The sequence below is a fragment of the Streptomyces violaceus genome (assembly GCF_036014075.1).
Taxonomy (GTDB): Bacteria; Actinomycetota; Actinomycetes; order Streptomycetales; family Streptomycetaceae; genus Streptomyces; species Streptomyces violaceus.
Genome location: NZ_CP107911.1, coordinates 7,910,182 through 7,936,145, shown reverse-complemented (window position 1 = coordinate 7,936,145; position 25,964 = coordinate 7,910,182). Strand labels below are relative to the sequence as shown.

Annotated in this window: 19 protein-coding genes; 11 read left to right on the top strand and 8 right to left on the bottom strand. The window is 71.7% G+C overall.

Going from position 1 to position 25,964, the window contains the following annotated elements:
• Nucleotides 1–69: 69 nt before the first annotated feature.
• Nucleotides 70–5,295, bottom strand: coding sequence for a family 43 glycosylhydrolase (locus tag OG542_RS35805; protein WP_328416373.1), 5,226 nt, complete (start codon nt 5,293–5,295; stop codon nt 70–72).
• A 521-nt stretch (nt 5,296–5,816) separates the two neighbouring features.
• On the opposite strand from OG542_RS35805, the gene OG542_RS35800 reads away from it, so the two are divergent.
• Nucleotides 5,817–7,460, top strand: coding sequence for an alpha/beta hydrolase (locus OG542_RS35800; protein WP_328416371.1), 1,644 nt, complete (start codon nt 5,817–5,819; stop codon nt 7,458–7,460).
• Nucleotides 7,461–7,557: 97 nt separating this feature from the next.
• Here OG542_RS35800 and OG542_RS35795 read toward each other — a convergent pair whose 3' ends face one another.
• The gene (locus OG542_RS35795; protein WP_328416369.1) at nt 7,558–7,968 is read right to left on the bottom strand and encodes an MmpS family transport accessory protein; all 411 of its coding nucleotides are present in this window, start codon (nt 7,966–7,968) and stop codon (nt 7,558–7,560) included.
• 127 nt (nt 7,969–8,095) lie between these two features.
• Nucleotides 8,096–10,549, bottom strand: a complete 2,454-nt coding sequence (locus OG542_RS35790; protein ID WP_328416367.1) for a SpoIIE family protein phosphatase — start codon at nt 10,547–10,549, stop codon at nt 8,096–8,098.
• Between the two features lie 249 nt (nt 10,550–10,798).
• On the opposite strand from OG542_RS35790, the gene OG542_RS35785 reads away from it, so the two are divergent.
• From OG542_RS35785 to OG542_RS35760, 6 genes are all read left to right on the top strand, one after another.
• On the top strand, nt 10,799–12,148 hold the full coding sequence (locus OG542_RS35785; protein ID WP_328416365.1) for an MFS transporter: 1,350 nt from the start codon (nt 10,799–10,801) through the stop codon (nt 12,146–12,148).
• Between the two features lie 22 nt (nt 12,149–12,170).
• The gene (locus OG542_RS35780) at nt 12,171–12,830 is read left to right on the top strand and encodes a response regulator transcription factor (RefSeq protein WP_193483604.1); all 660 of its coding nucleotides are present in this window, start codon (nt 12,171–12,173) and stop codon (nt 12,828–12,830) included.
• A 26-nt stretch (nt 12,831–12,856) separates the two neighbouring features.
• The gene (locus OG542_RS35775; RefSeq protein WP_328416362.1) at nt 12,857–14,248 is read left to right on the top strand and encodes a sensor histidine kinase; all 1,392 of its coding nucleotides are present in this window, start codon (nt 12,857–12,859) and stop codon (nt 14,246–14,248) included.
• Nucleotides 14,245–15,249: a TAXI family TRAP transporter solute-binding subunit gene (locus OG542_RS35770; RefSeq protein WP_328416360.1), complete on the top strand. Its 1,005-nt coding sequence runs from the start codon at nt 14,245–14,247 to the stop codon at nt 15,247–15,249. Before OG542_RS35775 ends, OG542_RS35770 begins: the two co-directional genes overlap by 4 nt.
• Before the next feature lie 55 nt (nt 15,250–15,304).
• The gene (gene sigJ / locus OG542_RS35765) at nt 15,305–16,249 is read left to right on the top strand and encodes an RNA polymerase sigma factor SigJ (protein WP_328416358.1); all 945 of its coding nucleotides are present in this window, start codon (nt 15,305–15,307) and stop codon (nt 16,247–16,249) included.
• A 103-nt stretch (nt 16,250–16,352) separates the two neighbouring features.
• The gene (locus OG542_RS35760; RefSeq protein WP_328416357.1) at nt 16,353–17,564 is read left to right on the top strand and encodes an NAD(P)/FAD-dependent oxidoreductase; all 1,212 of its coding nucleotides are present in this window, start codon (nt 16,353–16,355) and stop codon (nt 17,562–17,564) included.
• A 22-nt stretch (nt 17,565–17,586) separates the two neighbouring features.
• Here OG542_RS35760 and OG542_RS35755 read toward each other — a convergent pair whose 3' ends face one another.
• Nucleotides 17,587–18,201: a TetR/AcrR family transcriptional regulator gene (locus OG542_RS35755; protein WP_328416356.1), complete on the bottom strand. Its 615-nt coding sequence runs from the start codon at nt 18,199–18,201 to the stop codon at nt 17,587–17,589.
• Nucleotides 18,202–18,271: 70 nt separating this feature from the next.
• On the opposite strand from OG542_RS35755, the gene OG542_RS35750 reads away from it, so the two are divergent.
• On the top strand, nt 18,272–18,874 hold the full coding sequence (locus OG542_RS35750; protein ID WP_328416355.1) for a peroxiredoxin-like family protein: 603 nt from the start codon (nt 18,272–18,274) through the stop codon (nt 18,872–18,874).
• Nucleotides 18,875–18,911: 37 nt separating this feature from the next.
• Here OG542_RS35750 and OG542_RS35745 read toward each other — a convergent pair whose 3' ends face one another.
• Nucleotides 18,912–20,285, bottom strand: coding sequence for a hypothetical protein (locus tag OG542_RS35745; protein ID WP_328416353.1), 1,374 nt, complete (start codon nt 20,283–20,285; stop codon nt 18,912–18,914).
• An 81-nt stretch (nt 20,286–20,366) separates the two neighbouring features.
• Between OG542_RS35745 and OG542_RS35740 the strand changes: the two genes are divergently transcribed.
• Nucleotides 20,367–21,599: a molybdopterin-dependent oxidoreductase gene (locus OG542_RS35740; protein ID WP_328416350.1), complete on the top strand. Its 1,233-nt coding sequence runs from the start codon at nt 20,367–20,369 to the stop codon at nt 21,597–21,599.
• A gap of 316 nt (nt 21,600–21,915) precedes the next feature.
• Here OG542_RS35740 and OG542_RS35735 read toward each other — a convergent pair whose 3' ends face one another.
• From OG542_RS35735 to OG542_RS35725, 3 genes are read right to left on the bottom strand one after another with little or no spacing between them, the layout of a single operon-like run.
• Nucleotides 21,916–22,680 (bottom strand): class I SAM-dependent methyltransferase, encoded by a 765-nt coding sequence (locus tag OG542_RS35735; protein WP_328416348.1) that lies wholly within the window; start codon nt 22,678–22,680, stop codon nt 21,916–21,918.
• Nucleotides 22,677–23,294, bottom strand: coding sequence for a TIGR04282 family arsenosugar biosynthesis glycosyltransferase (locus tag OG542_RS35730; protein WP_328416346.1), 618 nt, complete (start codon nt 23,292–23,294; stop codon nt 22,677–22,679). Before OG542_RS35730 ends, OG542_RS35735 begins: the two co-directional genes overlap by 4 nt.
• Nucleotides 23,291–23,995 (bottom strand): glycosyltransferase family 2 protein, encoded by a 705-nt coding sequence (locus OG542_RS35725; RefSeq protein ID WP_328416344.1) that lies wholly within the window; start codon nt 23,993–23,995, stop codon nt 23,291–23,293. Before OG542_RS35725 ends, OG542_RS35730 begins: the two co-directional genes overlap by 4 nt.
• Before the next feature lie 122 nt (nt 23,996–24,117).
• Between OG542_RS35725 and OG542_RS35720 the strand changes: the two genes are divergently transcribed.
• Together OG542_RS35720 and OG542_RS35715 are read left to right on the top strand one after the other, a co-directional pair.
• The gene (locus tag OG542_RS35720) at nt 24,118–24,849 is read left to right on the top strand and encodes a response regulator transcription factor (protein WP_328416342.1); all 732 of its coding nucleotides are present in this window, start codon (nt 24,118–24,120) and stop codon (nt 24,847–24,849) included.
• On the top strand, nt 24,846–25,958 hold the full coding sequence (locus OG542_RS35715; protein WP_328416340.1) for a sensor histidine kinase: 1,113 nt from the start codon (nt 24,846–24,848) through the stop codon (nt 25,956–25,958). The genes OG542_RS35720 and OG542_RS35715 overlap by 4 nt, the downstream gene beginning before the upstream one ends.
• Nucleotides 25,959–25,964: the final 6 nt, after the last annotated feature.

Genomic DNA, 25,964 nt, shown 5'->3' with positions numbered 1-25,964 from the left:
AACCCTTTTTTACACCACATTTGCGCTGGTCAGAGCCCTGCTGCTGGTGTCTGGCGATAGAGGACGGAATCAGCGGCGGTGGTTTCCGATGGTGACGATGCCCTTCGTCCTGGCGCCGGCCCTGTTGTCGTAGAGGACATCGCCGGTGGACTTCTTCCAGATCCTGATGCGGAAGGTGTCCGGGCCGTCGGTGGCGGTGACTCTGAAGGCGTAGCCGCTCTTGCCGCCCACCGTGCCGGTGCCCTGGTAGACGGCCTGGGAGCCGTTCACCACGAGCCAGTCGGAACCGGTCGAGCGGAAGGTGAGTCGGGCGGAGCCGAAGACGAACGTGGCCTTTCCGGTGGGGACAGTGGCTCCCTTCCGGTACTGGGCGACCAGGGTGAACGCCGCCTTGCCGGTCAGCCCCGGCTTGGCCGGGTAGGCACCCGCCGGCGAGGTGATCGTGCCGACGCCGGCAGCGGGCCCGGCGGCACGGTCGTAGACGATCAGCTCCGCGAGCGTGGTGGTGTCCGTGCCCTCGTCATCGTCGGTGACCGTGACGACCGGGCGGTGGATGCCCGCGTCGTCGTAGACATGTGCGGCGCGGCAGCCGGAGTCGGTGACGGTGCCGGTCGTCAGCCGGCTGCCGTCCTTCCAGTCGATCGTGCAGGTGTGGCTGTCGGCCGAGCCGGGGTCGTCGAAGGATACGGTGACGACGGCGGCCTTGCCCACCGGGACGGGCGAGCCGGGGCCCCTGGCGGATGTGATCGTCGGGGCGGCGTTGGAGACCTTGACGGTCGCGGTGTCGGTGCCGCGCCCGCCGGTCAGGGTGACCTCGAAGGTGCCGTCGTCGGTGCAGGTGAGGGTCGTACGGGCCGCCGTGGGGTCCTTGACGGTGCACGGGGCGCCGTCCTGGCCGGTCCACTTGGGGGTGCCGGCCCCGGAGACGGTGCCGCCGAGCGTGATCGCCTCGCCTTCGGCGCCGGTGACGTCCGGCCCGGCGTGGACGACGGTGACCGGTTCGATGCCGCCGAGGGTCGGGACGACCTTCTCGATCAGGCCGTCGGAGTCGAACTCCAGCTTGTCGACGGTGGTTTCGCGGTGGGTGCCGTCACCGCCGGGGATGGCGAAGCGGTGGTAGGCGATGTACCAGTCGTCGGTGTTCGGGACGTGGACGACGGAGTGGTGGCCCGGGCCCTTGATGCCCAGGGACAGGTCCTTCTCCAGGATCACGCCCTGCTTGGTCCACGGGCCGGTGGGTGAGGGACCGGTCGCATAGGCGACGCGGTAGTTCTCGTCCCGGGTGTCGTTCTCCGACCACATGAAGTAGTAGGCGCCCTTGCGCTTGATGACGAAGGTGCCCTCGTTGTAGCCGCTCGGGGTGATGTCCGTGACCTTCGAGGTGTCGATGGAGGTCATGTCCTCGCCGAGCGGGACGACGTAGGCGCGGCCGTTGCCCCAGTAGAGGTACTGCTTGCCGTCGTCGTCGGTGAAGACCGCCGGGTCGATCATCTGGCCTCGGAAGTCACCGGCCTTCAGCAGGGGCTTGCCCAGGGCGTCCTTGAACGGTCCGGTGGGCGAATCGGAGACCGCGACGCCGATGTTCGCGTCGGCGCAGAAGTAGAAGTAGTACTTCCCGTCCTTCTCCGTCATCGCCGGCGCCCAGGCCCGGCTGTCCGCCCAGCTGACGTCCGGCCCCAGGTCGAGGATGACGCCGTGGTCCTTCCAGTGGACCAGGTCCGTGGAGGAGTAGGCCTTGAACTGCGTGCCGCTCCAGCCCTCGAAACCGTCGGTCGTGGGGTAGAGGTAGAAGGTGTCTCCGAAGCGCACGATGTTCGGGTCGGCGTTCAGCCCCGGCAGGACCGGGGTCTTCATGATCAGTGCCGAGACCTTCCAGGTGCGCTTCTTGCCGTCCGAACCGGTGACCTCGTACGTCACCGGCTGGGTGAAGTCGCGCACGCTGCCGGAGGCGGGGCTGATCGTCGCGTCCGCGGCGAGCGCGAACTCCGGTGCCAGCGCGGTGAGATCGGTGCCCTCCTTCATCGGCAGGGTGATCGTGCCGCCCGCGTTGTCGATGAGGGCGTCGACCTTGAGCGCCGGGTGCGTCGCCTTGGCGATGCCCGCCGTGTTGCCGCTGAGTTCCATGACCTCGGCGCTCGTGAGGGCACGGTCGTAGATGCGGAAGTCGTCGACCTCGCCGCCGAAGTAGGGGTCGGCCGCGTACAGGGACCGGCCGATGTAGCCGCTGTAGTCCTTGGCCGCGTCGTACAGCTCGGACGGCTTGATGGTGGTCGTCGTGCGGGCCGCCTCGACACCGTCGGCGTAGAGGATCATCGTGCCGGTGGCGCCGTCCAGCGTCACCGTGACGTGCCGCCACTGGCCGGGCGTGAGCTGCGAGCCGGCCGTCAGCTTCGACTCCGCCGACCAACTCGCCTTCGTGATGGCCGAGTAGAGGCTGGAGCCGCCGTTGGACGGAGTGGCGAACAGATACTTGTCGCTGTCGGGCCCGAGCCCGAACAGCCACTGGAAGCCGCTGCCGCCCTTCCACTTGGCATAGGCGGACACCGTCACGCTGTCGGCGTTCTTCAGGACACCGTTCGGGATCTTCACGTACGGCGAGTCGGAGTCGCCGGACATCTTGAACGAGCCGCCCTCGACACCGGTGCCGAACCCGGGCGTACGCACATAGGCGCCGTGGTGGCCGCGCCCGCTGGAGTCACGGGCGATGCTGCCGCCGGTCTCGTCGAAGTCGTAGTGCAACAGCAGGTCGGCCGGGACGTCCGGCCCCTCGTCGGACACGGTGACTTCGGCCCGGACCGGAACCGCGGCGCCGTTCGGCAGGCTGCCGGTCACGGTGAAGGTGCCGGCCTGGGCGTACTTCGACGCCGGTACGTCCTCCCAGGTGACCGCGACGGGCCGCTTGACGCCGTCGGCGTACTCGGCGACGACCGTGGCCGGCAGGACCGGTGCCTGGCCGACCCGCGTCTTGACCGACACGTCCTCGACGCTCTTCACGATCTGGTCCGGCTGGTAGGCGCGCAGCAGCCGGTCGTACTCGGCCTGGGTGACCGGCAGGACGGTGCCGTGGCGGGGCTTGGACGGCAGGTCGTAACCGGTGGAGAGGGTCCACTCTCCGGAGTCGAGGTCCGTCGTCTCGAACGGGAGGTAGCCGCGCCCGCCGAACTCGTCGAGGAACGCGTACCACTTCTCCTCGGTGTTGGACTTGAACACCAGCGGTCCCTCGGCGGCGTTCATCGCGCCCTTGCCGATGCCCTCGGCGACCGCGGTCCAGGACGGGTTCAGGATCGAGTCGCTCTTCTCCTCGAAGATGAACTTGCTGTTGGGGGTGGACGAGGTGTTGTTCCGCTCGTCCTTGGACAGGCGGTAGTACGTGCCGTCGTGCCGGATCATCGTGGAGTCGATGACCGAGTAGCCACGGTCGATCCAGACCTTGGGCTCGCTGAAGGTGTGGAAGTCACGGGTGGTGGCGTACATCATGCGGTTGTACGTGTCGCCGGAGTGGTCGGCGTTGTCGTACAGCTTCGACGCCCAGAACACGACGTACTCGCCGCGCTCGGCGTCGTAGAACGCCTCCGGCGCCCAGGTGTTGCCCGCGCTGTCGGGTGAGACCTTGACCAGGCGCTGGTTCGTCCAGTGCACCAGGTCGGTGGACTCCCAGACCATGATGGACTTGCTGCCGGTGCGCTGGGAGGCGTCCCAGTCGCCGTTGCCGTAGATCCTGAGGTCGGTGGCGATCTGGTAGAACTTGTCGCCCTCCGGGGAGCGGATGATGAACGGGTCGCGCAGCCCCTTCTCGCCGAGCGTGGAGGTGAGGACCGGCTTGCCGTCGTTCAGTTCGCGCCAGTGCAGCGGGTCGTTGCCCTTGCTGAGGGCGGCGTAGAGCTGTTCGCCGTCCGAGGTGCCCTCGCCGGTGAAGTAGCTGAACATGTAGCCCTTGAGGTCAGCCTTGGCGGGCAGTTCGGGCACCTTGGCCGTGAGGACACGGGTCGCCCGGGCCTCGCCCTTGGTGACGGTGGCGGTCAGCTCGACGGTGGTGGCCCCGTCGCCGTGCGCGGGACGGTGGACCTCGCCGCCGGCCGAGACGACGTCCGGCTTCGCGGAGGACCAGGTGACGGCCGTGCCGTAGTCGCCGCTCCTGGGCAGGGTGAGGTTGCCGCGTACGTCGTCGAGGTTGTGGACCGTGAGCGCCTCGGCGGCCTGCCGGGTGGCGGCGTCGTCGTCGAGTGCGGGCCGGACCGTGACGTCGAAGGTCTTGGTGCCGGTCACGGTGCCCTTCTTCAGGGTCGCCGTGAGCGTGGCCCGGCCGTCCGGTGAGCCGGCCTCGGGGCGGGTCACCTTGCCGGCGTCCGACACCACGGAGGGGTTGTCGCTGTCCCAGCTGATGGAGGAGCCGCCCGCCGGGCCGGTCTTCGGCAGGTCCAGGTCGGAGGTGATGCCGGTGGTGTCACCGAGGCTGAGGGCGTCCTTGTCGTCGGCGACGCCCTGCGTGGCGACGGGGAGGGAGAGTTGCTCGACCTCCGAGCCGTCCAGTGCCCGGTCGTATACACGGAAGTCGCGTATCCGGCCCTTGAAGAGCTTGTCGCCGTCGTATACGGACTTGCCGATGTAGTTGGCCTTGGTGGTGCCGGAGCCGATGGCGCCGGGCGTGGTGGTGACCGAGGTGTTGCGGCCGACCTCGACGCCGTCCTCGTAGAGCACGCCCGTGGAGCCGGTCTGGGCGTAGGTGATGTGCTTCCACACCCCGCGGGTCAGGTTGTGGGAGTCGGACGGCTTGGTGGTCTGCTCGGTCGACCAGTTGCCCGTCGCGACGGAGGTGCGGAAGGAGTTCCCGGTGGTGAACAGGTAGCCGTTGCCGCTGCCCGCGCTGGTGTTGCCGAAGCCGTAGAGGAAGTAGGGCGTGCTCTGGGCGGAGTCGATCAGTACGTCCATGGAGACGGTGATCGAGTCCATGCCCTTCATGACGTCGTCCGGCGCCTTGATGTAGGTGTCGGACCCGTTGAAGGCGAGCCCCTGACCGGATGCCGACCAGTCGGCGGTACCGCTGACCGTGCCGTTCCGGCCGTTGCCGGAGGCGTCGGTCACGGTGCCGCCGGAACCGGCGTCGAGCTTGTACCACAGGGCCAGACCGTCGGTGATGTCCGCGGCTTCGGCCGCCGGTGCGGCCTCTGCCGCCTGCGCGGAAGCGGTCGGTCCGGCGAGGGCGAGCAGCATCGACGCGGCGGTCAGTCCGGCGAGATGGCCCGCCCAACGTCTCGCGCGGCTGTGAGGTCGTGCGCATCGTGCGACGTGCGTCATGTCGAGGTTCCCTGCTGAGGCATGGCTGATGACGGACAAGGCGGAACGCGAAACGAGGAGCCGACGAGGCGACGGCAAGTCCTCGCCATGGGCCTGCCGTTACACGCAGATGACGTGTGTTGCGAGAGTCTCAGTCGACGCCCAGGCCAGCGTCAATAGGTTCCGAACAATGTCCGACAGGTCGAACGAATCCGTCCGACTCGCGGTGGTCTACGGGGGTGAGCCGGGCCTCCTGCGTGTGGCTGGTCAGCCCGACAGCAGGATCGCCGGCAACAACCGGTCAGGGTCGACGCCTTCCTGGCCCGGGCTCGTGATGGATCAGCATCGGGCACGGCGTGGGCGGCGGACTGGCCGCGGCTCTCTCGCTGCTGTCCCGGGCCCTCTACAACTCGGGGACCACACGCGGCCATTGCATCATTCCCAGGGTGGAGGGGAGTGCAGCCCCAGCGAGTGATCCGCATGCGTCGCGGGTTCCGGAAAGATCTTTCCCGTCCGAACATGCGACCGGAAGGATCGATATCGTGCGCAGACGACGTCTCGCGCCCCTGTTGGCCGTGAGTGTCACGGCAACGCTGGCTCCCGCACTCGCCACCTCGACGGCCACCGCCGCTCCGGCCGCCACCCCGTCGACCGCCTCTTCGTCCGCCGCCGCCAAGGGCGCGCTGGACCCGTATGTGAAGCAGAAGCCGCGGTGGAAGCGCTGCGAAGCCGACGCTCCGGCGGAGTTCGAGTGCGCCACGATCAAAGTCCCGCTGGACTACCGGGTTCCCGGGGGCAAGCGGATCGATTTAGCCATATCCCGGATCAGGAGCACCGCGCCCGGCAAGCGCCACGGCGTCCTGTTCTCCAACCCCGGCGGCCCCGGCGGGCAGGGGCTCTACATGCCGCTGGGGCTGCAGGAGAGGCTCCCCGAGTCCGCACAGCGGAAGTACGACCTCATCGGCTTCGACCCGCGCGGTGTGGGGCGGAGCAGCCCGGTCTCCTGCGATCTGGAGCCGGAAGAGGAGAACTGGCTGCGGCCGTACAGGGAGGAGACGTTCGACAAGGACGTCGCCTGGGCACGCGACGTCGCGAACAAGTGCGAGGAGAAAGCGGGCGACACGCTCGCTCACATCACCACGCGCAACACCGCGCGCGACATGGATCTGCTCCGGGCGATCCTCGGTGAGAAGAAGATCTCGTACCTGGGGTACTCGTACGGCACCTACCTGGGCGCCGTCTACACCCAGCTCTTCCCGGGCCGGGCCGACCGGTTCGTGCTGGACAGCGCGGTCGATCCGGCACGCGCCTGGCGAGGGATGATCCAGTGGTGGGCGGAGGGCGCCGAGCCCGCGTTCGACCGGTGGACCGGGTGGGCCGCCGAACGTTCGGAGAGGTACGGCCTGGGTGACACCCCGAAGGAGGTCGACCGGACCTTCTGGGACCTGGTCGCGCGGGCCGACGAGAAGCCCATCGAGGTGGAGGGGCAGCCGACCACCGGTGACGACATCCGCAGCGGTATGCGCGGTGCGGTCTTCAGCCCGCAGGAAGCCACCGAGGCGATCGTGGAGTTGAAGAAGGCCGCGGCCGGCGAGCCCGCCTCCGCGAAGAAGCTCGCGGCGTTCACCGGAGCAGAGAAGGCCGGGACGGCAGGCTCCGCCGCCGCCGAGGTGCCGTCCGACAACATGACGGCGAGCTTCTGGGCCGTGGTGTGCGGCGACAACTCGGCCGCGTGGTCCCGCGATCCTGAGAGCTACCGGCAGGACGCCATCGAGGACAAGGGCCGATACCCGCTCTACGGTGACTTCGCGTCCAGCATCAAGCCCTGTGCGTTCTGGGACAGGTCCGTGGAACCGGCGACCAAGGTGAACAACAAGGTCCGCTCCCTGGTCGTCCAGAACGAATGGGACTCGCAGACCCCGCTGCCCAGCGGTCAGGCCCTGCACGCCGACCTGAAGGGCTCGAAAATGGTCACCGTCCTCGGCGGCGAGGGCCATGGCGTCTACCCGAACGGCAACGCGTGCACGGACGGCACGGTCACCGGCTACCTGGTCTCGGGCAAGCTCCCCGCGAAGGACGTGACCTGCGAGGCGACGGCCGACTCGAACGCGGAGGCACGGAAGAACCAGAAGCGGGACGCACTCCCCGGGTCTCCGCTCCCGGAGCGCGCCCCGGACCGCTTCTGATCCCGGTCGCATGACCTGCCGCATGCCCCATTGCCGCAGGGCCTGTTGAAGAGGGGGCGGGACCTCCTGGCGAGGTCCCGCCGAAGCCTCCCCAGGGTTACCCCGTGACCGGGGACTCCGCGGTGCAGCCGCCGGTGGTCACCAGGCCCTTGGCACTCTGCTTCTCAAGGACCTTGCCCTTGTAGGTGATCTTGCAGGCCACCTGGGCGCCTTCGGGGTCCGCCGCCACCGGCATGACCGCCGCGGGCATGATGCCGCGCAGCTTGACCGTCTTCGTCCAGGGCAGCTCGGGCTTCGACACCGACTCGATCTTCGGCTCCGTGGCCTTGCCGCCGCCACCGTGGAACTCGATCGAGTCGACGTTCTTCCCCGTCACCTCGTAGGTGACCTCGTACGTCTCGTCCACGGCCTTGTCGACCTGGTCGACCGCCTCGGAACAGGAACTGAGGCCGAGCGCGAGGCCGGCGACGGCGACGGAACAGACGGCCGCGCGGATGGTGCGGTGCATTGGGATCCCCCCGGATCGTGAAGGTCGAGCTCGAAGCCAATCGTAAAGGGAAAGTAAAGTCAAACCGTTGAGCGGCCCAACGGTTCGCAGGTCAGAAGGATTGCCCAGGCGTCCCGCGGCAGCGCGCTCACATCGCGGCCGGCCCCGAGTCGCCGGTGGACAGGGCCTGTTCCGCCCAGATGGTCTTCCCGCGGCGCGCGTGGCGGGTGCCCCACCTCCGGCTCAGCTGGGCGACCAGGAGCAGGCCGCGCCCGCCTTCGTCGTAGGTGAGGGCGCGGCGGAGGTGCGGTGCGGTGCTGCTGGTGTCGGACACCTCGCAGATCAGGTTGCGGTCCAGGATCAGGCGCAGTTCGATGGGCGGCTCGGCGTGGCGGATGGCGTTGGTGATCAGTTCGCTGACCACGAGTTCGGTGACGAACGCGTCCTCTTCCAGGTTCCACTCCTGCAACTGGCGAGTGACGCTGCGCCGGATGCGGGCGACCTCGGACGGTTCCGGGGGTACGTCCCAGGTGGCGACATGGCCCGAATCCAGGGCCTTCGTCCGGGCCAGCAGCAGCGCCACGTCGTCGGCCGCGCGGTCCGGGAGCAGGGCCTGCACAACGTCGTCGCAGGTGCTCTCCAACGAGGGTCCCGCTCGGGCCAGCGTCTTGAGCAGGTCGTCGACCCCCTGGTCGATGTCGCGTCCGCGCGCCTCCACGAGACCGTCGGTGTACAGCGCGAGCAGGCTGCCTTCGGGCAGCTCGATCTCGGTCGACTCGAACGGCAGACCGCCCAGCCCCAGTGGCGGCCCGGCGGGAAGGTCGAGCAGAAACGGTTCGCTGCCGGGGATGAGCAGCGCCGGCGCCGGATGGCCCGCGCGTGCCATGCAGCAGCGTCGGCTGACCGGATCGTAGACGGCGTAGAGACAGGTGGCGCCGATGTCGGCGGCGCTGCCGGGTGCGTCCTCGTTCTCGGCCGAGAGCCGGTCCACCAGATCGTCCAGGTGCGTCATGAGCTCGTCGGGCGGGAGGTCGACGTCTGCCAGGGTGCGCACCGTCGCGCGCAGCCGCCCCATGGCGGCCGAGGCCTGAATCCCGTGACCCACCACGTCACCGACGACGAGGCCCACCCGGGCGCCGGAGAGCGGGATGACGTCGAACCAGTCGCCTCCCACACCGGCCTGCGCGCTGGCCGGCAGATAGCGCGAGGCGGTCTCGACCGCGGGCTGCCGGGGATGCCCCTGCGGCAGCAGGCTGCTCTGCAGGGTCAGCGCGGTGGCGCGCTCCCGTGTGTAACGACGGGCGTTGTCGATGCTCAGAGCGGCCCGGGCGGTGATCTCCTGTCCCAGGAGCAGGTCGTCCTCCGTGAAGGGTTCCGGAGTGCGGTGCCGGGTGAAGGTGGCCACGCCGAGCGTGATGCCCCGGGCCCGCATCGGCACCGCCAGGACCGAGTGGAAGCCGAAGCGTCGCACCCGTTCCGCCCGATCCGGGGCCTGGTCCTCCCACCGGGCCACCCCGGCCGGGGTCACCTCATGGATCAGGGGTTGTCCCGAGGCGAGGACCTCGGCCGCCGGCGACACGTTCGGGTAGCCGGCGACCGTACCCAGCGCCACCACGGCTTCGGGGCAGCCCGGAAGCACCGACTGGTTGGCCACCCGGCGCAGCATGACCGGACCGGGCAGGGTCGTGGCGCGCAGTTCCTGGTCGTCCTCGATGTCGGGAAGCAGATCCACCGTGACGAAGTCCGCCAGCCGCCCGACAGCGACGTCGGCCAGTTCCTGAGCGGTCTGGGCCAGGTCGAGGGTGGTACCGATACGGACCCCGGCCTCGGCGACCAGGGCGAGGCGCTGCCGGGCCAGGTGCTCCTCGGTCATGTTGTGGGCGGACAGGAGGACGCCCTGAACCCTGCCGTCGGGTTCGCGCACGGGCGCCAGCGTCACCGACCACAGACTCTCCCGCCGATCGCCGGACAGTCGCAGGGCGGCCCGCAGGTGCTGTCGTTCGCCGGTCTCCAGGACCCGCCGCATCAGGTGCTCGGTGCGCTCGCTCTCCGCGTCGAGGACGATCTCCGACACCCGCAGTCCGCGCATCTCGGCTTCGGTCAGACCCATCACGCGTTCCATGTCCGCGTTGGCCCGCAGCAGCCGCAGCCCCGTGTCGTAGAGCGCCGTGGTGCACGGGGACTGGGTGAGCGACCACCCGAGCAGACTGTCCTCGTCGAGCTCCGTACGGGAGCGGGCGACCGGCGAGACGAGAAGCCACTCATGGCCATGGCCGTCGCCGGAGGGGTCCCGCTCACGGCGGTGAGCCAGCAGACTGACCCGGACGAGGCGGCCGTCCCTGTGGCGGAGGTTCACCGTGCCGTTCCACCTGCGCAGTCCCGCGATGGAACGCAGCGTGTCGCCGGGCCGCTCGTCGGCGAGCAACACGGTCACGGAACGGCCCGTGACCTCCGGCTCCTGGTACCCCAGCAGCCGTCGTGCGCCTTCGCTCCACCCGGCCAGCCTGCCGTGTGCGTCCACGACCGCCCTGGCCGTTGCCGCCTCGCCGTCGGCCTGCACCGGCTCCACCGGCTCGTCCCCGGTGGTTCCCGGTTGCCTCATCGCGCCATCCTGCCCAAAGCAGCACCGGACCCTGATCGCTATACACGGTATTGAGTGCAAACCAGGGTAATTGAGTATTCATCCGTGGTCACCATGTGGTGAGGGACCCTGCGACTCCTGAGCGCAGACGTCCCGGCCTCAGCGGCCGGGACGCCCTAAGGGACTGTAAGGACTTGGCTCCCGACATTGAGCGGCCCTGCTCGTGCCGTCGACTCTGTGTGCTTCCGGGCCGCAGACAAGGGAGTTCCGATGGCCACACAGACCACCGCCGAGCGTGCGCGCAAGCCGCGCCGCGACGAACGCAGGGTCGTCAGCAACATCGTGCGCGGATCGATCGGCAACCTGATCGAGTGGTACGACTGGTACGCGTACACCGCGTTCAGCGTCTATTTCGCGTCCGTCTTCTTCCCCTCCGGCGACCAGACCGCCCAGTTGCTGAACACCGCCGCGGTGTTCGCCGTCGGCTTCCTGATGCGGCCGATCGGCGGCTGGGTGCTGGGCCGCTACGCCGATCGCCGTGGCCGCCGCGCGGCGCTGACGTTGTCGGTGACGCTGATGGCGGCCGGTTCGCTGATCGTCGCGCTGACCCCGTCGTACGGCTCGATCGGGGTCGCCGCTCCGATCCTCCTGGTCATGGCCCGGCTGTTGCAGGGGCTGTCGGTGGGGGGTGAGTACTCGACCTCCGCCACCTATATGTCCGAGGTGGCCACGCCCGGCCGCCGCGGCTACTACTCGAGCTTCCAGTACGTCACCCTCATCGCCGGCCAGCTGACGGCGCTCGGCCTGCAGATCGTGCTGCAGCAGGTGCTCAGCCCCGCGCAGATGGATTCCTGGGGCTGGCGGATCGCGTTCGTCGTCGGCGCCGCGGGTGCGGTGATCGTGCTGTGGCTGCGGCGCGGCATGGACGAGTCCGAGAGCTTCGAGCGCGCCGCGTCGGCAGGCGAGAAGGAGCAGGGCGGCCCGGCCCGCGGCAGCCTGCGGCTGCTGCTGTCCTACCCGCGCCAGTGCCTGGTCGTCGTGGGGCTGACCATGGGCGGCACGCTGTTCTTCTACACGTACACGACCTACCTGCAGAAGTTCATGGTCAACACCAGCGGCATCGCCAAGCCGACGGCCGCCTGGATCAACTTCTTCGCGCTGCTCGTGTTCGTCCTGCTCCAGCCGGTGATGGGGCTGCTCTCCGACCGGGTGGGGCGGCGTCCGCTGCTGATCGCGTTCGGGGTGCTGGGCACCGTGGTGGTGGTGCCCTCGCTCACCCTGCTGTCGCACACCAGCGACCCCGTGTACGCGTTCCTGCTCATGGTGGGGCCGCTGGCCGTCAGCTCCCTGTACACCTCGATCAGCGCGGTGGTGAAGGCCGAGCTGTTCCCGACCTCGATCCGGGCGCTCGGCGTCGGCCTGCCGTACGCGCTGACCGTGGCCGTGTTCGGCGGTACCGCCGAGTACATCGCCCTCTGGTTCAAGAAGGCCGGACACGAGAACTGGTACTTCTACTACGTGACCGCCTGTGTCCTGATCTCGCTGCTCGTCTACATTCGGATGCGCGAGACCTCCGACGCGTCGCCGCTGGACGAGGACGTTTCCCGGTCTCGCGACTGACGAGGCGGGAAAGGAGGAAGTCGTGCGGGTGCTGCTGGCCGAGGACGACGACGGTGTGGCGGGCGCGCTGACCGAGGCCCTGTACGACAACGGCCACCTGCCGGCCAGGGTGAAGCGCGGCGAGGACGTCCTCGCCCGCCATCGGCAGGCCGACCTGCTGCTGCTCGACCTCGGCCTGCCCGACCTGGACGGCCTGGAGGTGCTGCGCAAGCTGCGCGCGGTCAGCCCGGTGCCGGTGGTGGTGCTCACCGCGCGGGGCGACGAACGGTCGGTGGTGCGCGGCCTGCGGCTGGGCGCCGACGACTACCTGGTCAAGCCGGTACGGCTGGCCGAGCTGCTGGCCCGCATCGACGCGGTCACCCGGCGGGCGGCGGCGTCCTCGGCTCCGGCGTCGCGCACGGTGCGTGCCGGGGACGTCGAGGTCGACCTGGACGCCCGCCGGGTGCTGGTCGGCGGGGCGGAGGTGCGGCTGACCACCAAGGAGTTCGAGGTCCTCGCCGCGCTGGCGGCCCGGGCCGGCACGGCGGTCAGCCGCCAGCAGCTGATGGACGAGGTGTGGGGCGACGCCTTCCTCGCCGTGTCCCGCTCGCTCGACGTGCACCTCACCCAGGTGCGGGCCAAGCTCGGCCGCCCCGAGGTGCTGACCACCATCCGCGGCTTCGGCTACCGCTTCGGCGACTGAGCCGGTTCTCACGGCAGGCCCTGTTCATGCGCACCCGCGTCCTCACCGTGGTCCTGGCCTTCGCGGTCCTCGCCGTGGCCGGCTTCGCCGTCCCGCTGCTGGCCGTCACCTCGGCACAGCGCACCCAGCAGCTCGTCGCGGCGCGCACCGCCGACCTCGACCGTTTCGCCGGGCTGGCCGAGCAGGCCGCCGAGAGCGACGACACCGGCGCGCTCACCGCCGACGTGCGGCGCTACACCGAGCTGTACGGCGAGGCCGTCGTGGTCGTCGATGCCCGCCGCGCCCCGGTGGTGCAGACGGGCGGCCTGCGCGCCGCCGACCCGGCCGTCGCCCGGCTCGTCGACGCGGCACTGCGCAACCAGCCCGTCTCCCCCGGAGGGACGCTGCGGCCCTGGTCCCGGGCCGACCGGCTGCTCGCCCGTCCCGTGGGCACCGGCACCAGGGTGTCCGGCGCCGTGGTGCTGCGGGCCTCGGTGCGGGTCGCCGCGGACGACATCGCCCTGCGCTGGGCGCTCGTCCTGGCGGGCGCCGGTCTGTTCGCCGTGGCCTGTGTGCTGCTCGCCCGCCGGGCCACGCAGTGGGTCGTACGGCCGCTGCACCGCCTCGACCACGCGGTCGGCACCCTGGCCGCCGGGCTGCCGCCCGAGCACGCGCGGGCCGGCGGCCCGCCGGAGCTGCGGCAGCTGGCCACCGGCTTCAACCGCATGGCCGACGGGGTCACCACCGCACTGGAACAGCAGCGCCGGCTCGTCGCCGACACCTCGCACCAGCTGCGCAACCCTCTGGCCGCCCTGCGGCTGCGCATCGACTCGCTCCAGCCCCACCTGCGCACCTCCGCCACCCGTACCTACACCGGCGTGACGGCCGAACTCGAGCGCATGGAGCACCTCCTCGACGACCTGCTGACCCTGGCGAACGCCGAGCACCGCGCCGGCGAACTGGCCGTCACGGACGCCCGGGAGTCGTGCTGCGACGCGACGGCGGTCGCCGCGGCCCAGGCCCGTCTGTGGCAGCCGGTGGCCGAACAGGCCGGAGTCCACCTGGAGTTCGTCCCCGGCCCCGCCGTCCTCGTGGCCTGCTCGGAGGGAGAACTGGCCCAGGTGGCCGACATCCTCTTCGACAACGCGATCAAGTACGCGGGGAGCGGCGCCCGCGTGGAGACCCGCTGCCTCACCGAGGGCCCGGACGCGGTGCTCGAGGTACAGGACGACGGTCCGGGCCTGGCGACCGGCGAACTCCCCCGGGCGGGCACCCGCTTCTGGCGCTCGGAACGCCACCGCGAGGTGCGCGGCAGCGGCCTCGGTCTGGCGATCGCCGAGCGTCTGGTGGCCGGTCACGCCGGACACGTCGAGTTCACGGCGGCCGAACCGCGCGGCCTGTGCGTCCGGGTCGTGCTCCCGAAGGGACACCCGGCATGACCGGCCCCGCCCGCTCCACGACCCGCCGCACCGCCCTGCGCGCCGCACTGGGCGCGGTGGGCACCGGCCTGCTCGCGGGCTCCGCGGCGGCCGACACCCGGCGCACGGGCAGTGGCCCGCAGGGAGAGCTGCGGATCGCGACGGGCGAGACCGACGGCTTCTACGCGGCCTTCGGCCGACTGCTCGCCGCCCAGGTCACGACCGTCTACCCGCGGCTGTCCTGCGAGGTGGTCACCAGCGAGGGCAGCGTGGACAACGTACGGCTGCTCCAGGCCCGGCGGGCCGACGTGGCGCCGGCCCTGTCGGACATCGCGTGGGCGGCGTACGGCGGCACCGCGCCTTTCGGCCGCCGCGTCCCGCTGCGCGCGATCGGCCGGGTCTACGAGAACTACGTGCAACTGGCCGTGCGCTCCGACGCCCCCATCCACACGGTGACCGACCTGGCGGGCCGCACTGTCTCACTGGGCGCGGCCGCGTCCGGCGGTGCGGTGCTCGGCGACCGGCTGCTGCGGGTCGCGGGTCTGACCCCCGGCACCGACGTTCAGGTCCGGCATCTGCTGATGCCGGAGGCGGCGCGTGCGATGCGGGCCGGAACGATCGACGCCCTGCTGGTCGCCGGGGGCGTACCGCTCCCCGTGCTGTCCGGGCTCGACACGCACCCCGGCATCCGCCTGCTGCCCCTGTCCGGCCTGCTGCCCCGGCTGCGTGCCGGCCTCGGCCCGGCAGGATCGGGCCTGGAGGCGGTGTCGGTGCCGGCCGGGGCGTACCGGAAGACCCCCGAGGTCCCCACCATCGGCGTCGCCAACCTCCTGCTCTGCCGCCCCGACCTCCCCGCCCCCGTCGCCGCCGCCCTCACTCACGTCCTGGTCCGCCGGGCCACCCGCCTCGTCCCCGCCCCGGCCCTCGGCACACAGTTCCTCGACGCCCGCAGCCTGATCTCCACGGGCGCCGTCCCCCTGCATCCGGGGGCGGTCGCCGCCTATCGCGAACTGCACGGGTAGCGGCGGCGCTTGGCTTCTGTCCCTCAGCAGCCACGCCCGGGCTAAGATCCCGGTCATGGCCCTGACCATGAACGACGTGGACCGGTTCGAAGCCGCCAGGCCCCGCCTGGAGGCCATCGCCTACCGTCTCCTGGGTTCCGCGAGCGAGGCCGAGGACGCCGTGCAGGAGACCTTCCTGCGCTGGCAGGCCGCCGACATCGGGCGCGTCGAGGTCCCCGCGGCCTGGCTGACGAAGGTGCTCACCAACCTGTGCCTCAACCAGCTCACCTCGGCCCGCGCGCGGCGCGAGACCTACGTGGGCCAGTGGCTCCCCGAGCCGGTGCTCGCCGGGGATCCCATGCTCGGCCCGGCCGACACCGCCGAACAGCGCGAGTCGGTCTCGTACGCGGTCCTCGCCCTGCTGGAGCGCCTCTCCCCCAACGAGCGGGCGGTGTACGTCCTGCGGGAGGCGTTCGCCTACCCGCACCGGGAGATCGCCGAGATCCTCGACATCACCGAGGCCGCCGCCCAGCAGATCCTCCACCGCGCCAGGAAGCACGTCGCCGACGGCAAGGCCCGCACCGAGGTCGACGAGGCCGCCGCCCGGCGGATCGTCGACGAGTTCCTCGCGGCCGCCACCAGCGGCCGGACCGAGCCGCTCGTGCGGCTGCTCACCCAGGACGCCATCGCGGTCGGCGACGGCGGCGGGAAGGTCCCGGCCCGCGCCCGGGCGTTCGAGGGTGCCCTCGCGGTCGCGAAGTTCATGCGGGGCCTGTTCAAGCCCGGCAAGGCCAAGCGCGACCTGGTCGGCGGCTCACCCGACGTCTACGCCACGACCGCCAACGGCGACCCCGCCCTCGTGGTGGTCCTCGACGGCCGGGTCATCGGCATCATGTGCCTGGAAGTCACCTCCGGCGGCATCGCGGCGTTCCGTAACCAGGTCAACCCCGACAAGCTCGAACGCGCGACCAGGGTGTGGGCGGCCACCGACCACGGCGATCCCCTGCTCACGGTCTTCTGACGCCACCGACGACGATGTGACGTGCTTCACACCGCCTTCCTGTCAGGAAACGGCGGGCCGCCCGGTTCAAGGGGCGAATCCCGCTCGAGACAGGAGTCCGGAAATGCAGCACCGCATCGTCGTCCTCGGAGCCGGCTACACCGGAGCCATCGCCGCCGGCCGCCTCGCCAGGCGGCTGCACCGTGAAGACGTCGCCATCACCCTCGTCAACGCCGAGCCCGACTTCGTCGAGCGGGTCCGGATGCATCAGCTCGCGGCCGGCCAGGATCTCAGGCCCCGGCCCTTCAGCGAGATGTTCGCGGGCACCGGCGTCGAACTGAAGCTCGCGAAGGTCACCGGCGTCGACGTCGACCGCAGGACCGTCGCCGTCGTCGACGCGAACGGCCCCGGGGAGCCGGAGACCGAGGAGCTGGAGTACGACACCCTCGTGTACGCCCTCGGCAGCGGCTGGAACGACCAGGGCGTCCCCGGTGTCGCCGAGCACGCCCACCAGATCGCCGGCCGTCCCGGGGCACTGCGGTTGCGCGAGCGCCTGGCCCGCCTGGATGCCGGAGAGTCCGTGGTCGTGGTCGGCGGCGGGCTCACCGGCCTGGAGGCCGCGACCGAGATCGCCGAGGCCCGCCCGGACCTGGACGTCGCCCTCGTCGCCCGCGGCGAACTCGGCGACTGGCTCTCCCCCAAGGGCCGCCGGCACCTGCGGAAGGTCTTCGGCAAGCTCGGCATCACCGTCCACGAGAACTCCTCCGTCACCGGCGTCGAGGCCGACCGCGTCACCATCGCCGACGGCGAGACGATCCCCGCCGCCGCCACCGTGTGGACGACCGGCTTCGCCGTCCACCCGATCGCGCGGGCCACCGCCCTGGACGTCGACGACACCGGCCAGATCCTGGTCGACGGGACCATGCGCTCGGTCTCGCACCCGGACGTGTACGCCATCGGCGACGCGGCCCTGGCCATGGGCCCCGGCGGCAAGCCGCTGCGGATGTCATGCGCCTCCGGCACCCCCATGGCCTGGCAGGCCGCCGACGCCATCGCGGCCCGTCTGACCGGCGGGAAGCTCCCCGAGGCGCCGCTCCGTTACTTCAACCAGTGCATCTCGCTGGGCCGCAGGGAAGGCCTGATCCAGTACGTCACCGCCGACGACCGCGCCGTCCGGGCGGCTCTGACGGGCCGGTTCGCCGCCGTCTACAAGGAGCTGGTCTGCAAGGGCGCGGCCTGGGGCGTCGCCAACCCGATGCTCGGCCTGCCGAGCCGCCGCCGCCGCGTCGTACGGCAGCCGGCCCGGGCGGAGTCACCGGTCAGGACAGCGGCCTGACGCGCACGGCAGCCCGACGGCCTCATGCCCCGAGGCCGTCGAGCAGCATGGCGAGCCCTCCCAGGAACTCCTCGTCCGCGTTGATGTTCCGGGCGTCTCGCGCGGTTTCGGTCATGTGGGGGAACTCGGCGGGCGGCAGCTCGGTGATGGCAGTCGTCCCCGGCCCGGACAGGGGCCCGAGGTGTTCCAGCTGGATCGCTCCGATGACGTAACTGAGCAGGCCGCGCAGGGCGACGACCCGACGGTCTCCCTCGATCCCTGCCTCGGTGAGGACGGCGGTCACGCTCTCCGACCAGCGCAGCACTCCGAGGGAGTGGTGCCGGTGGGCGATGGTCAGGGGGACGACCGCCGGATGGGCGCCCACGGTGTCGCGCAGACGCCGCACCATGGCCTCGATCCGCTCGCGCCATGACGCGCCGGGATCCGGGGGCTCGGTGTCCACGGCGTTCAGTACGAGCTCGACGACGAGCCGTTCGAGCTCCTCGCGGTCGTGCACATATCGGTAGAGCCCCATGGTGCTCATGCCGAGCTCCTGGGCGACGGCGCGCATCGACAGCCCGGCGAGGCCCTCGCGGTCGATGACGGCGAGGGCGGCCGAGGCGAGCTGATCGGGGGTGAGGGAACGGGGACGTGGCATGACGGTTGACAGCGTACGGCATACGCCTACGCTGGTAGGCGTATGCCGTACGCCAACGGAGGGAACGTCCATGCGCCTGTCCCGTAGTCCGGTGGAGCCCGGGTCCACCGTGAACGCACGCACGCTCACCGCTGTCTCCGGCGACGAGGTCGCCGTTCCCGACCCCGGCCGGCTGGTCCATCTCCAGTTCCGGCGGTTCGCCGGCTGCCCGGTCTGCAACCTGCATCTCCGGTCGGTGATCCGGCGGCACGGGGAGATCGAGGCCGCCGGTGTACGCGAGGTCGTGGTCTTCCACTCGCCCGCCGAGGAACTGTCGCCCCACACGATCGATCTCCCGTTCGCCGTCGTCGCCGACCCCGGCAGGCGGCTGTACACGGAGTTCGGTGTGGAGCGGTCGCCCCGCGCCCTGCTCAGCCCGCGAGCCTGGGGGCCGATCGTCCGGGCGGTCCTCAGCGGCGTACGGGAAGTCGCCCGCGGGCGGGAGCACCTGCCCTCGACCAGCCCGCACGGCGGCCGGCTCGGCCTGCCCGCCGACTTCCTCATCGCATCCGACGGCCGCGTCCTCGCCGCCAAGTACGGCGAGCACGTCTACGACCAGTGGTCGGTCGACGAACTGCTGGAACTGACGGCCCGCACACCGCGCACGCCCCGTACGAATCCGGCGGCCCGCTGACCGAGGGGCGCGTCGTCGCGCACGAGGGCGTATGCGGTCACCACCCGGTGGACAGCAGATGGTTGAGGAGCAGCGCGAGCAGCGCCTGGGCGGTGAGCCAGGCGCGGGGGCGGGGAAGGAGCGCGCAGGCGGGGAGGAGCCACACCCCGAAGGGCAGCCAGATGCGTTCCGTCTCCGCCTTGCTCATCCCGGACAGGTCGGCGGCCAGCAGGGCCAGGAGCGCGGCGGACACGAGGAGCGCGAGCCGGGCCTCGGCGGCCCGGCCGGTGGTGCCGGTGCGGCGGTGGAGCAGCACCGCACCCGTCCGGCGCAGGCCCGCCGCCGTCGCCAGGCCCGTGATGAGCACCGTGCAGGCCAGGTTGGCCCACACCCAGTAGCCGTAGGGGCGGGTGCCGCCGGCGCCCTGGTAATAGCGCGTGACCAGCAGGTGGTACGCCTCCCACCAGTCGAACCCGGCGAGCGTGAATGCCGTGGGAACGACGGCCAGTCCGGCGAGCAGCGGCACCAGCAGGGCGGGGCGCTCCCGGATCCCGTGCCGGCCGAGCGCCAGTACCGCCGCTGCGATCAGCGCAACGAGCGTGAGGCCGTACGACAGGTAGCAGGTCAGTCCGAACAGCAGCCCCGACGCGCCCGCCCACCAGAGCGACCGTCCGGTGACCGCCAGTGCCAGCAGCGCCACCGCCCACGCCGCCACCGCCGCGAAGTACGCGTCGGCCGAGGTGCCCATCCACACGGCGGCCGGGGCCAGGACGAGAAAGGGGGCGGCCCTGCGTGCGAGGGCCTCGTCGGCCAGGGCACGGATCGTCACCAGTACGGCGACGCAGGCCGTCGCCCCGACGATGACGCACCACATGCCCGCCCAGCCTCCGCCCCGCAGCCCGATCCTGTCGAGCAGCACGAAGGTGAGCGTGGCGGCAGGCGGGTGGCCTGCGATGTGGGCGGGCCAGTTGTCGGGGGAATCGAGAAGGATGTGGTGGGTGAAGTCCCGCAGGGCCGCCGGGATGTCGTCGAAGCGGTCGATGACCTGGAGGTATTCGTAGCGCGTGGTGAGTCTGTGCGCGATGCCCCGGTCCCAGCCGTCGATCAGGGCGAGGGAGCAGATCCACGCCGTGGCCGTGCCCCAGGCCAGGGGGAGCAGGGTCCGCCAGGGGAGGCGGGCCGCGAGGCTGGGGCCGTAGGCCACGGTGGCGATCGCGACCACGAGGGCCGCGGGGGTGCCGGGGCCCACATGCGGGCCCCAGGACGCCAGGAGTGGGGGCCAGTCGACGAACAGCGTGCGGCTGGTGCCCTGGATGTGGCGGCCGATCAGGACGGCCGCCGTCACGAGCAGTGCGGCGGCCCCGGCTGCGTACAGGTCACGGCGGAGGGAGCGGTTCACAGTCGGAACGCTAGGTCGACGGGGTGGGAACATGCCGCTGTCCGGGCCGGACGTCAGCGTTTCGTCATGGGTCGCGCACCCTTTCCGGGGGTGGTCCGGGCCTACCGTCGGGACATGCGAGACGACCCACGGCTTCCTTCCTCACCGGGCTTCTGGCGCAGCCCCCTGCGCGGCCCCTGGTTCACCTCGGTGCTGGGCCTCGTCCTGCTCGTCGGCATCACCGTGCTGTTCGTGACGGGACTGGTCTCGTACGCCGCCTACAACCCGGACCTGTCGCCGGTGAACGACCAGACCCCGGACAAGGGGATCCTCGGCTTCTACCTCTTCGCCTGGCCGACGCACCCGCACTGGCTGTACCGGCTGAACCAGGGCGTCCACGTCACCCTCGGCATCGCCCTGATCCCCGTGCTGCTGGCCAAGCTCTGGTCCGTGGTACCGAGGCTGTTCGCGCTGCCGCCGGCCCGCTCGCTCGCGCACGCACTGGAGCGGATCTCGCTGCTGCTCCTGGTGGGCGGCGCGCTGTTCGAGTTCGTGACCGGTGTGCTCAACGTGCAGCTCGACTACGTCTTCCCCGGTTCCTTCTACCCGCTGCACTTCTACGGAGCATGGGTGTTCTTCGCCGCCTTCGTCGCCCATGTGCTGCTGAAGATGCCCACGGCCCTGCGCAATCTGCGGCACCTCCGGGAAGAGAAGAACGACCTCGTGACTCCGCGTCCCGCCGAGCCGACCGTCACGCGGCGGGGTGCCCTGTGGTTCGTCGGGGGCGGCTCGCTGCTGCTGTTCGCGACCACGGTCGGGCAGAACTTCGACGGACCGCTGCGGCGCACCGCCCTCCTCGCACCGCACGGCGGCGGTGAACCCGGCAGCGGCCCGAACGGGTTCCAGATCAACAAGACCGCCGCGTACGCCGGGATCGACGCGGCAGAGACGGGCGAGGACGCCTGGCGGCTCGTCGTGACGGGGCGGACGGGCACCGTCCGTCTCAGCCGTGCCCAGCTCGCCGGACTCTCCCTGCACAGCTCGGCGTTGCCCATCGCCTGTGTGGAGGGCTGGTCGACGTCGGACCAGTGGTGGCGCGGGGTGCGGCTGCGCGACCTCGCGGCGCTCGTCGGGTACGACGACGACCCGCCGGACGTGTTCGTCGAGTCCCTCCAGGCACGCGGCGCCTTCCGCAGGGCCGCCCTGCGCGCCAACCAGGTGGCCGACGCGCGCTCCCTGCTCGCCCTGTACGTCAACGGCGAGGACCTGTCCCCCGACCACGGCTACCCGGCGCGGATCATCGTGCCCGCGGCACCGGGTGTGCTCAACACCAAGTGGGTGGCCCGGATGACGTTCGGAGACCTGTGATGCGACCGCTGCGGATCCCTGCCGGGAACCCCTTCACCCTGCTCCTGCTCGCCTGCTCGTTCGCGCTCGCCGCCTACGCGGGTGTACGGCTCCTCGCCGGCGACTGGTTCGGTGTGGCGCTGTGGTTCGTGGGCGCGGCGCTGCTGCACGACCTCGTCCTGCTGCCCCTGTACGCCGCCCTGGACCGGGCGGTCGTACGGGGGCTCGGGGCGGTCCGGCGCCGGGAGTGGGTGCCGTACGTGCGCGTACCGGCGGCCCTCTCCGGGCTGCTGCTCCTCGTGTGGTTCCCGCTGATCAGCGGCATGGTGGCGCGGCGCTACCGGTCCGGCACCGGGTTGCCCGCGGACGTGTTCCTGGCCCGCTGGCTGCTGATCACCGCCGTCCTCTTCGGCGGCTCGGCGCTGCTGCTGACGGTGCGCCTGCTGCGGGGGCGCAGGGCGGCGAAGCGGCGCCCGTCGGCCGTCCACTGACCGGCCCGCGTCCAGCCCTGGGCGTGCCGGAGCAGGGCGGGCGTGCCGAGCCGGGCCCAGGGGAAGGGATCGCCGGCTCCCCGTGGGTCCGCGAGGTCGACGACCCGTACCCGGGCGCGTTCGTCGATGTCCACAGGTGCGGTCTCGGCGATCAGCAGGCCGCCGGGGCGCAGGAGTCCGGCCACCCGGTCCAGCAGGGCGCGCGGGTCGCCGCCGATGCCGATGTTGCCGTCCATGAGCAGGACGGTGTCCCAGCGGCCCTCGCCGGGCAGCGGCTCGAACACCGAGCGCCGCAGCGCCTGGCCACCGAGCCGCACGGTGTGGTCGACGGCGGCCTCGCTGACGTCGATGCCGAGGACGACCCGGCCCCGGGCGGCGAGCTCCGCGACCAGCCGCCCGGGCCCGCACCCCACGTCCAGCACGGTCCCCTCGCACCGGTCCAGCACGTCCCGGTCGACGGAGTCGGCCCGGGCACACCAGCGTTCCACCTCCAGCGGCAGCAGCCAGCCGTCGGAGCGGCGCAGGAACAGGGGCCCACGGCCGGCGCGCAGAGCGGCGGCGTAGGGGTCGGCGGCCGCCCAGGCGAGGGCGGTGGCGGGTGCGGTGCTCATCGGGGGGTGACCGGCACGTACCGGGCCAGCCGCGCGGCGAACCGGCCGTGCGGGGCGAGGAGGGCGACCGCCTCGGCGTCGGCGGCGGTGTCGACGTCCCGCAGCCGGGGCAGGTCCCGTACCCGCAGCCCGGCCAGGGCGAGCCGCTCGCGCTGGACGGCGCCGGTCACCGGCGTGGACATCGGGACGCCGCGCAGCAGGGCGGGATCGGGATCGGCCAGCCCCAGGGCCCAGAAACCGCCGTCCTCCGCCGGTCCGAACCAGGCGTCTTGCTCGCCGAAGTCGACGGTGAGCAGCTCGGGCGTCACCTGGGGCGTGTCCATACCGATGAGCAGGGCCGGTCCGGTACACCGCGCGAAGGCGTCCGCCAGCCGCTCGTCCAGTCCGCCGGCGCACTGCCGTACGACCTCGAAGCCGGCCGGCAGCCAGGGGCCGGGCTCCCCGTCGAGGACGAGGACCCGGCGGTCGGCCGGGGTCGCCGCGACGGCGTCCAGGGTGTCGGCGAGGGACGCCTCGGCGAGGGACGCGGCCTCCCGGGGCGTGAACGGCGGGGTGAGCCGGGTCTTGACCCGGCCGGGGCGCGGCTCCTTGGCGATGACGAGGAGTGTGGTCACCGGGCGTCCCTTTCGACGGCGGGAGCCTCGCCGGGCGCTTCGGCCAGGACGCGGCTCATGTCCCGTACGGCATGCCAGGTGCCGCGCCACGTGCCCGTCACCTTCGAGGCCCCGGTGCGTGGCAGATACGGCACGTCGTGCTCGGCGATCCGCCAGCCGGCATCGGCCGCGCGGACCACCATCTGGAGCGGATAGCCGCTGCGCCGGTCGGTGAGGCCCAGGGCGAGCAGCGGCTCGCGGCGGGCGGCGCGCAGAGGGCCGAGGTCGCGCAGACGCAGCCCGGTGCGGCGGCGCAGCATCCGCGCGAGCGCGAGGTTGCCGGCACGGGCGTGCGCGGGCCAGGCGCCCCGTCCCTGCGGGCGCCGCCTGCCGAGCACGAGGTCGGCCTCGCCCTCGCGCACTTGGCGCACGAAGGGGACGAGGAGCGCCGGGTCGAGGGAGGCGTCGCAGTCGCAGAAGCACACCACGTCGGCGGTGGCGGCGGTCAGCCCGGCGTGGCAGGCCGCGCCGAAGCCCCGGCGCGGCTCGCTCACGACGGTCGCGCCGAACGCGCGGGCGACCTGGGCCGAGCCGTCGGTGGAACCGTTGTCGACGACGAGTGCGCGCCAGCCCGGCGGAATCCGTTCGAGAACCCAGGGCAGGGCCTCGGCCTCGTTCAGGCAGGGCAGCACCACGTCGACATCCGAAGGAATCGTCTTCACGGTTTCACCCTACGAACGCGAATGAGACATATCGGGCTGCCGCTCCTTACGAAACGCGGACGTCGGCGGCCCGGAGGTCTCCAGGCCCACCATCACCGGCGGCCCGGTGCCAGGCTGGAGGCATGCAGCAGCCCCATCAGCACAAGGAGACCCTCGACGGCCCCCCGCGGGTCCTGGTCGTCGACGACGATCCGACCGTCGCCGAGGTCGTCGCCGGGTATCTGGACCGCGCCGGTTACGTCGTCGACCGCGCGGACGACGGCCCCACAGCCCTCACCCGCGCCGCCGCGCACTGGCCCGACCTGGTCGTGCTCGACCTGATGCTTCCCGGCATGGACGGCCTGGAGGTGTGCCGGCGGATGCGGGGGCAGGGGCCGGTGCCGGTCATCATGCTCACCGCCCGTGGCGACGAGGACGACCGCATCCTGGGCCTGGAGGTCGGCGCCGACGACTACGTCACCAAGCCCTTCAGCCCTCGCGAGCTGGTCCTGCGCGTGGAGTCGGTACTGCGCCGCAGCAGGCCCGCCACCCCCGGGCGCCGGCTGGGGGCGGCCGGTCTGACCGTCGACCCGGCGGCCCGCCGGGCCACCCGGAACGGCACCGAACTCGCCCTCACCCTCCGTGAGTTCGACCTGCTCTCCTTCTTCCTGCGCCACCCGGGGCGGGCCTTCGGCCGCGAGGACCTGATGCGCGAGGTGTGGGGGTGGGACTTCGGCGACCTGTCGACCGTCACGGTCCACGTCCGCCGTCTGCGCGGCAAGGTCGAGGACGACCCGGCCCGGCCCCGTCTGATCCAGACCGTGTGGGGCGTGGGCTACCGCTTCGAACCTACGGGAGAGGACGCCGGATCGTGAACGACACCCTCCTCATCGCCCTGTACGCCTTCGCGGGTGCCGCGGCCACCGGCCTGGCCGGAGCCGGCGCACTGCGCCTGATCCGGCGCCGCTCGCTCACCGCCTCGCTCGCCGTGGTCGCGGCGGTCGGCGTCGTCGCGATGCTCGCGGGCACCCTCGCCGTCGCCTGGGCGATGTTCCTGTCGCCGCACGACCTGAGCGTCGTCACGACCGTCGTCGCCATGGCGGCCGTCGTCTCGCTCGCCACCGCGCTGCTGCTGGGCCGCTGGGTCGTGGCCCGCAGCCGCGAACTCGCCGTGGCCGCACGCTCCTTCGGCGACGGCGGAGTGTTCGCCGCCCCCGACGGCGCGACGACCGCCGAACTGGAGTACCTGAGCCGTGAGCTGGCCGCCACCAGCGCCAGACTCGCCGAATCCCGGGAGCGGGAACGCGCGCTGGAGACCTCCCGGCGCGAACTCGTCGCCTGGATCTCGCACGACCTGCGCACCCCGCTGGCCGGTCTGCGCGCCATGTCGGAGGCTCTGGAGGACGGGGTCGCCGCCGACCCGGGCCGCTATCTGAGGCAGATCCGCACCGAGGTCGAGCGCCTCAACGACATGGTCGGCGACCTCTTCGAACTCTCCCGCATCCACGCCGGCGCGCTCGCCCTCGCCCCCAGCCGGATCTCGCTGTACGACCTGGTCGGCGACGCGCTGGCGGGAGCCGACCCGCTCGCCCGGGAACACGGGGTGCGGCTGGTGGGCGGCCGTATCGAGCAGGTGCCGGTGGAGGTGGACGGCAAGGAGATGAGCCGGGTGCTGGGCAATCTGCTGGTCAACGCCATCCGCAGGACGCCGGCCGACGGCACGGTCGCCATCGCCGCGGAACGCTCCCCCGAGGGCGTGCTGCTGTCGGTGACGGACGCCTGCGGAGGCATCCCCGAGGAGGATCTGCCGCGCGTCTTCGACACCGGCTGGCGCGGCACGCACGCCCGGACGCCCCCGGCCGGCGCGGGCCTCGGCCTCGCCATCGTCCGGGGGATCGTGGAGGCCCACCAGGGCCGGGCCACCGTACGCAACATCCCCGGCGGCTGCCGTTTCGAGGTGGTGCTGCCCGCGGCCGCTTCCTGATTGCGG

Coding starts and splice junctions, on each gene's coding strand:
- OG542_RS35775 (WP_328416362.1), top strand. CDS start 12,857: ATGCGCACCCGCGTCCTCACCGTGGTCCTGGCCTTCGCGGTCCTCGCC.
- OG542_RS35760 (WP_328416357.1), top strand. CDS start 16,353: ATGCAGCACCGCATCGTCGTCCTCGGAGCCGGCTACACCGGAGCCATC.
- OG542_RS35785 (WP_328416365.1), top strand. CDS start 10,799: ATGGCCACACAGACCACCGCCGAGCGTGCGCGCAAGCCGCGCCGCGAC.
- OG542_RS35740 (WP_328416350.1), top strand. CDS start 20,367: ATGCGAGACGACCCACGGCTTCCTTCCTCACCGGGCTTCTGGCGCAGC.
- OG542_RS35720 (WP_328416342.1), top strand. CDS start 24,118: ATGCAGCAGCCCCATCAGCACAAGGAGACCCTCGACGGCCCCCCGCGG.
- OG542_RS35805 (WP_328416373.1), bottom strand. CDS start 5,295: ATGACGCACGTCGCACGATGCGCACGACCTCACAGCCGCGCGAGACGT.
- OG542_RS35790 (WP_328416367.1), bottom strand. CDS start 10,549: ATGAGGCAACCGGGAACCACCGGGGACGAGCCGGTGGAGCCGGTGCAG.
- OG542_RS35770 (WP_328416360.1), top strand. CDS start 14,245: ATGACCGGCCCCGCCCGCTCCACGACCCGCCGCACCGCCCTGCGCGCC.
- sigJ (WP_328416358.1), top strand. CDS start 15,305: ATGGCCCTGACCATGAACGACGTGGACCGGTTCGAAGCCGCCAGGCCC.
- OG542_RS35750 (WP_328416355.1), top strand. CDS start 18,272: ATGCGCCTGTCCCGTAGTCCGGTGGAGCCCGGGTCCACCGTGAACGCA.
- OG542_RS35735 (WP_328416348.1), bottom strand. CDS start 22,680: ATGAGCACCGCACCCGCCACCGCCCTCGCCTGGGCGGCCGCCGACCCC.
- OG542_RS35795 (WP_328416369.1), bottom strand. CDS start 7,968: ATGCACCGCACCATCCGCGCGGCCGTCTGTTCCGTCGCCGTCGCCGGC.
- OG542_RS35755 (WP_328416356.1), bottom strand. CDS start 18,201: ATGCCACGTCCCCGTTCCCTCACCCCCGATCAGCTCGCCTCGGCCGCC.
- OG542_RS35745 (WP_328416353.1), bottom strand. CDS start 20,285: ATGTTCCCACCCCGTCGACCTAGCGTTCCGACTGTGAACCGCTCCCTC.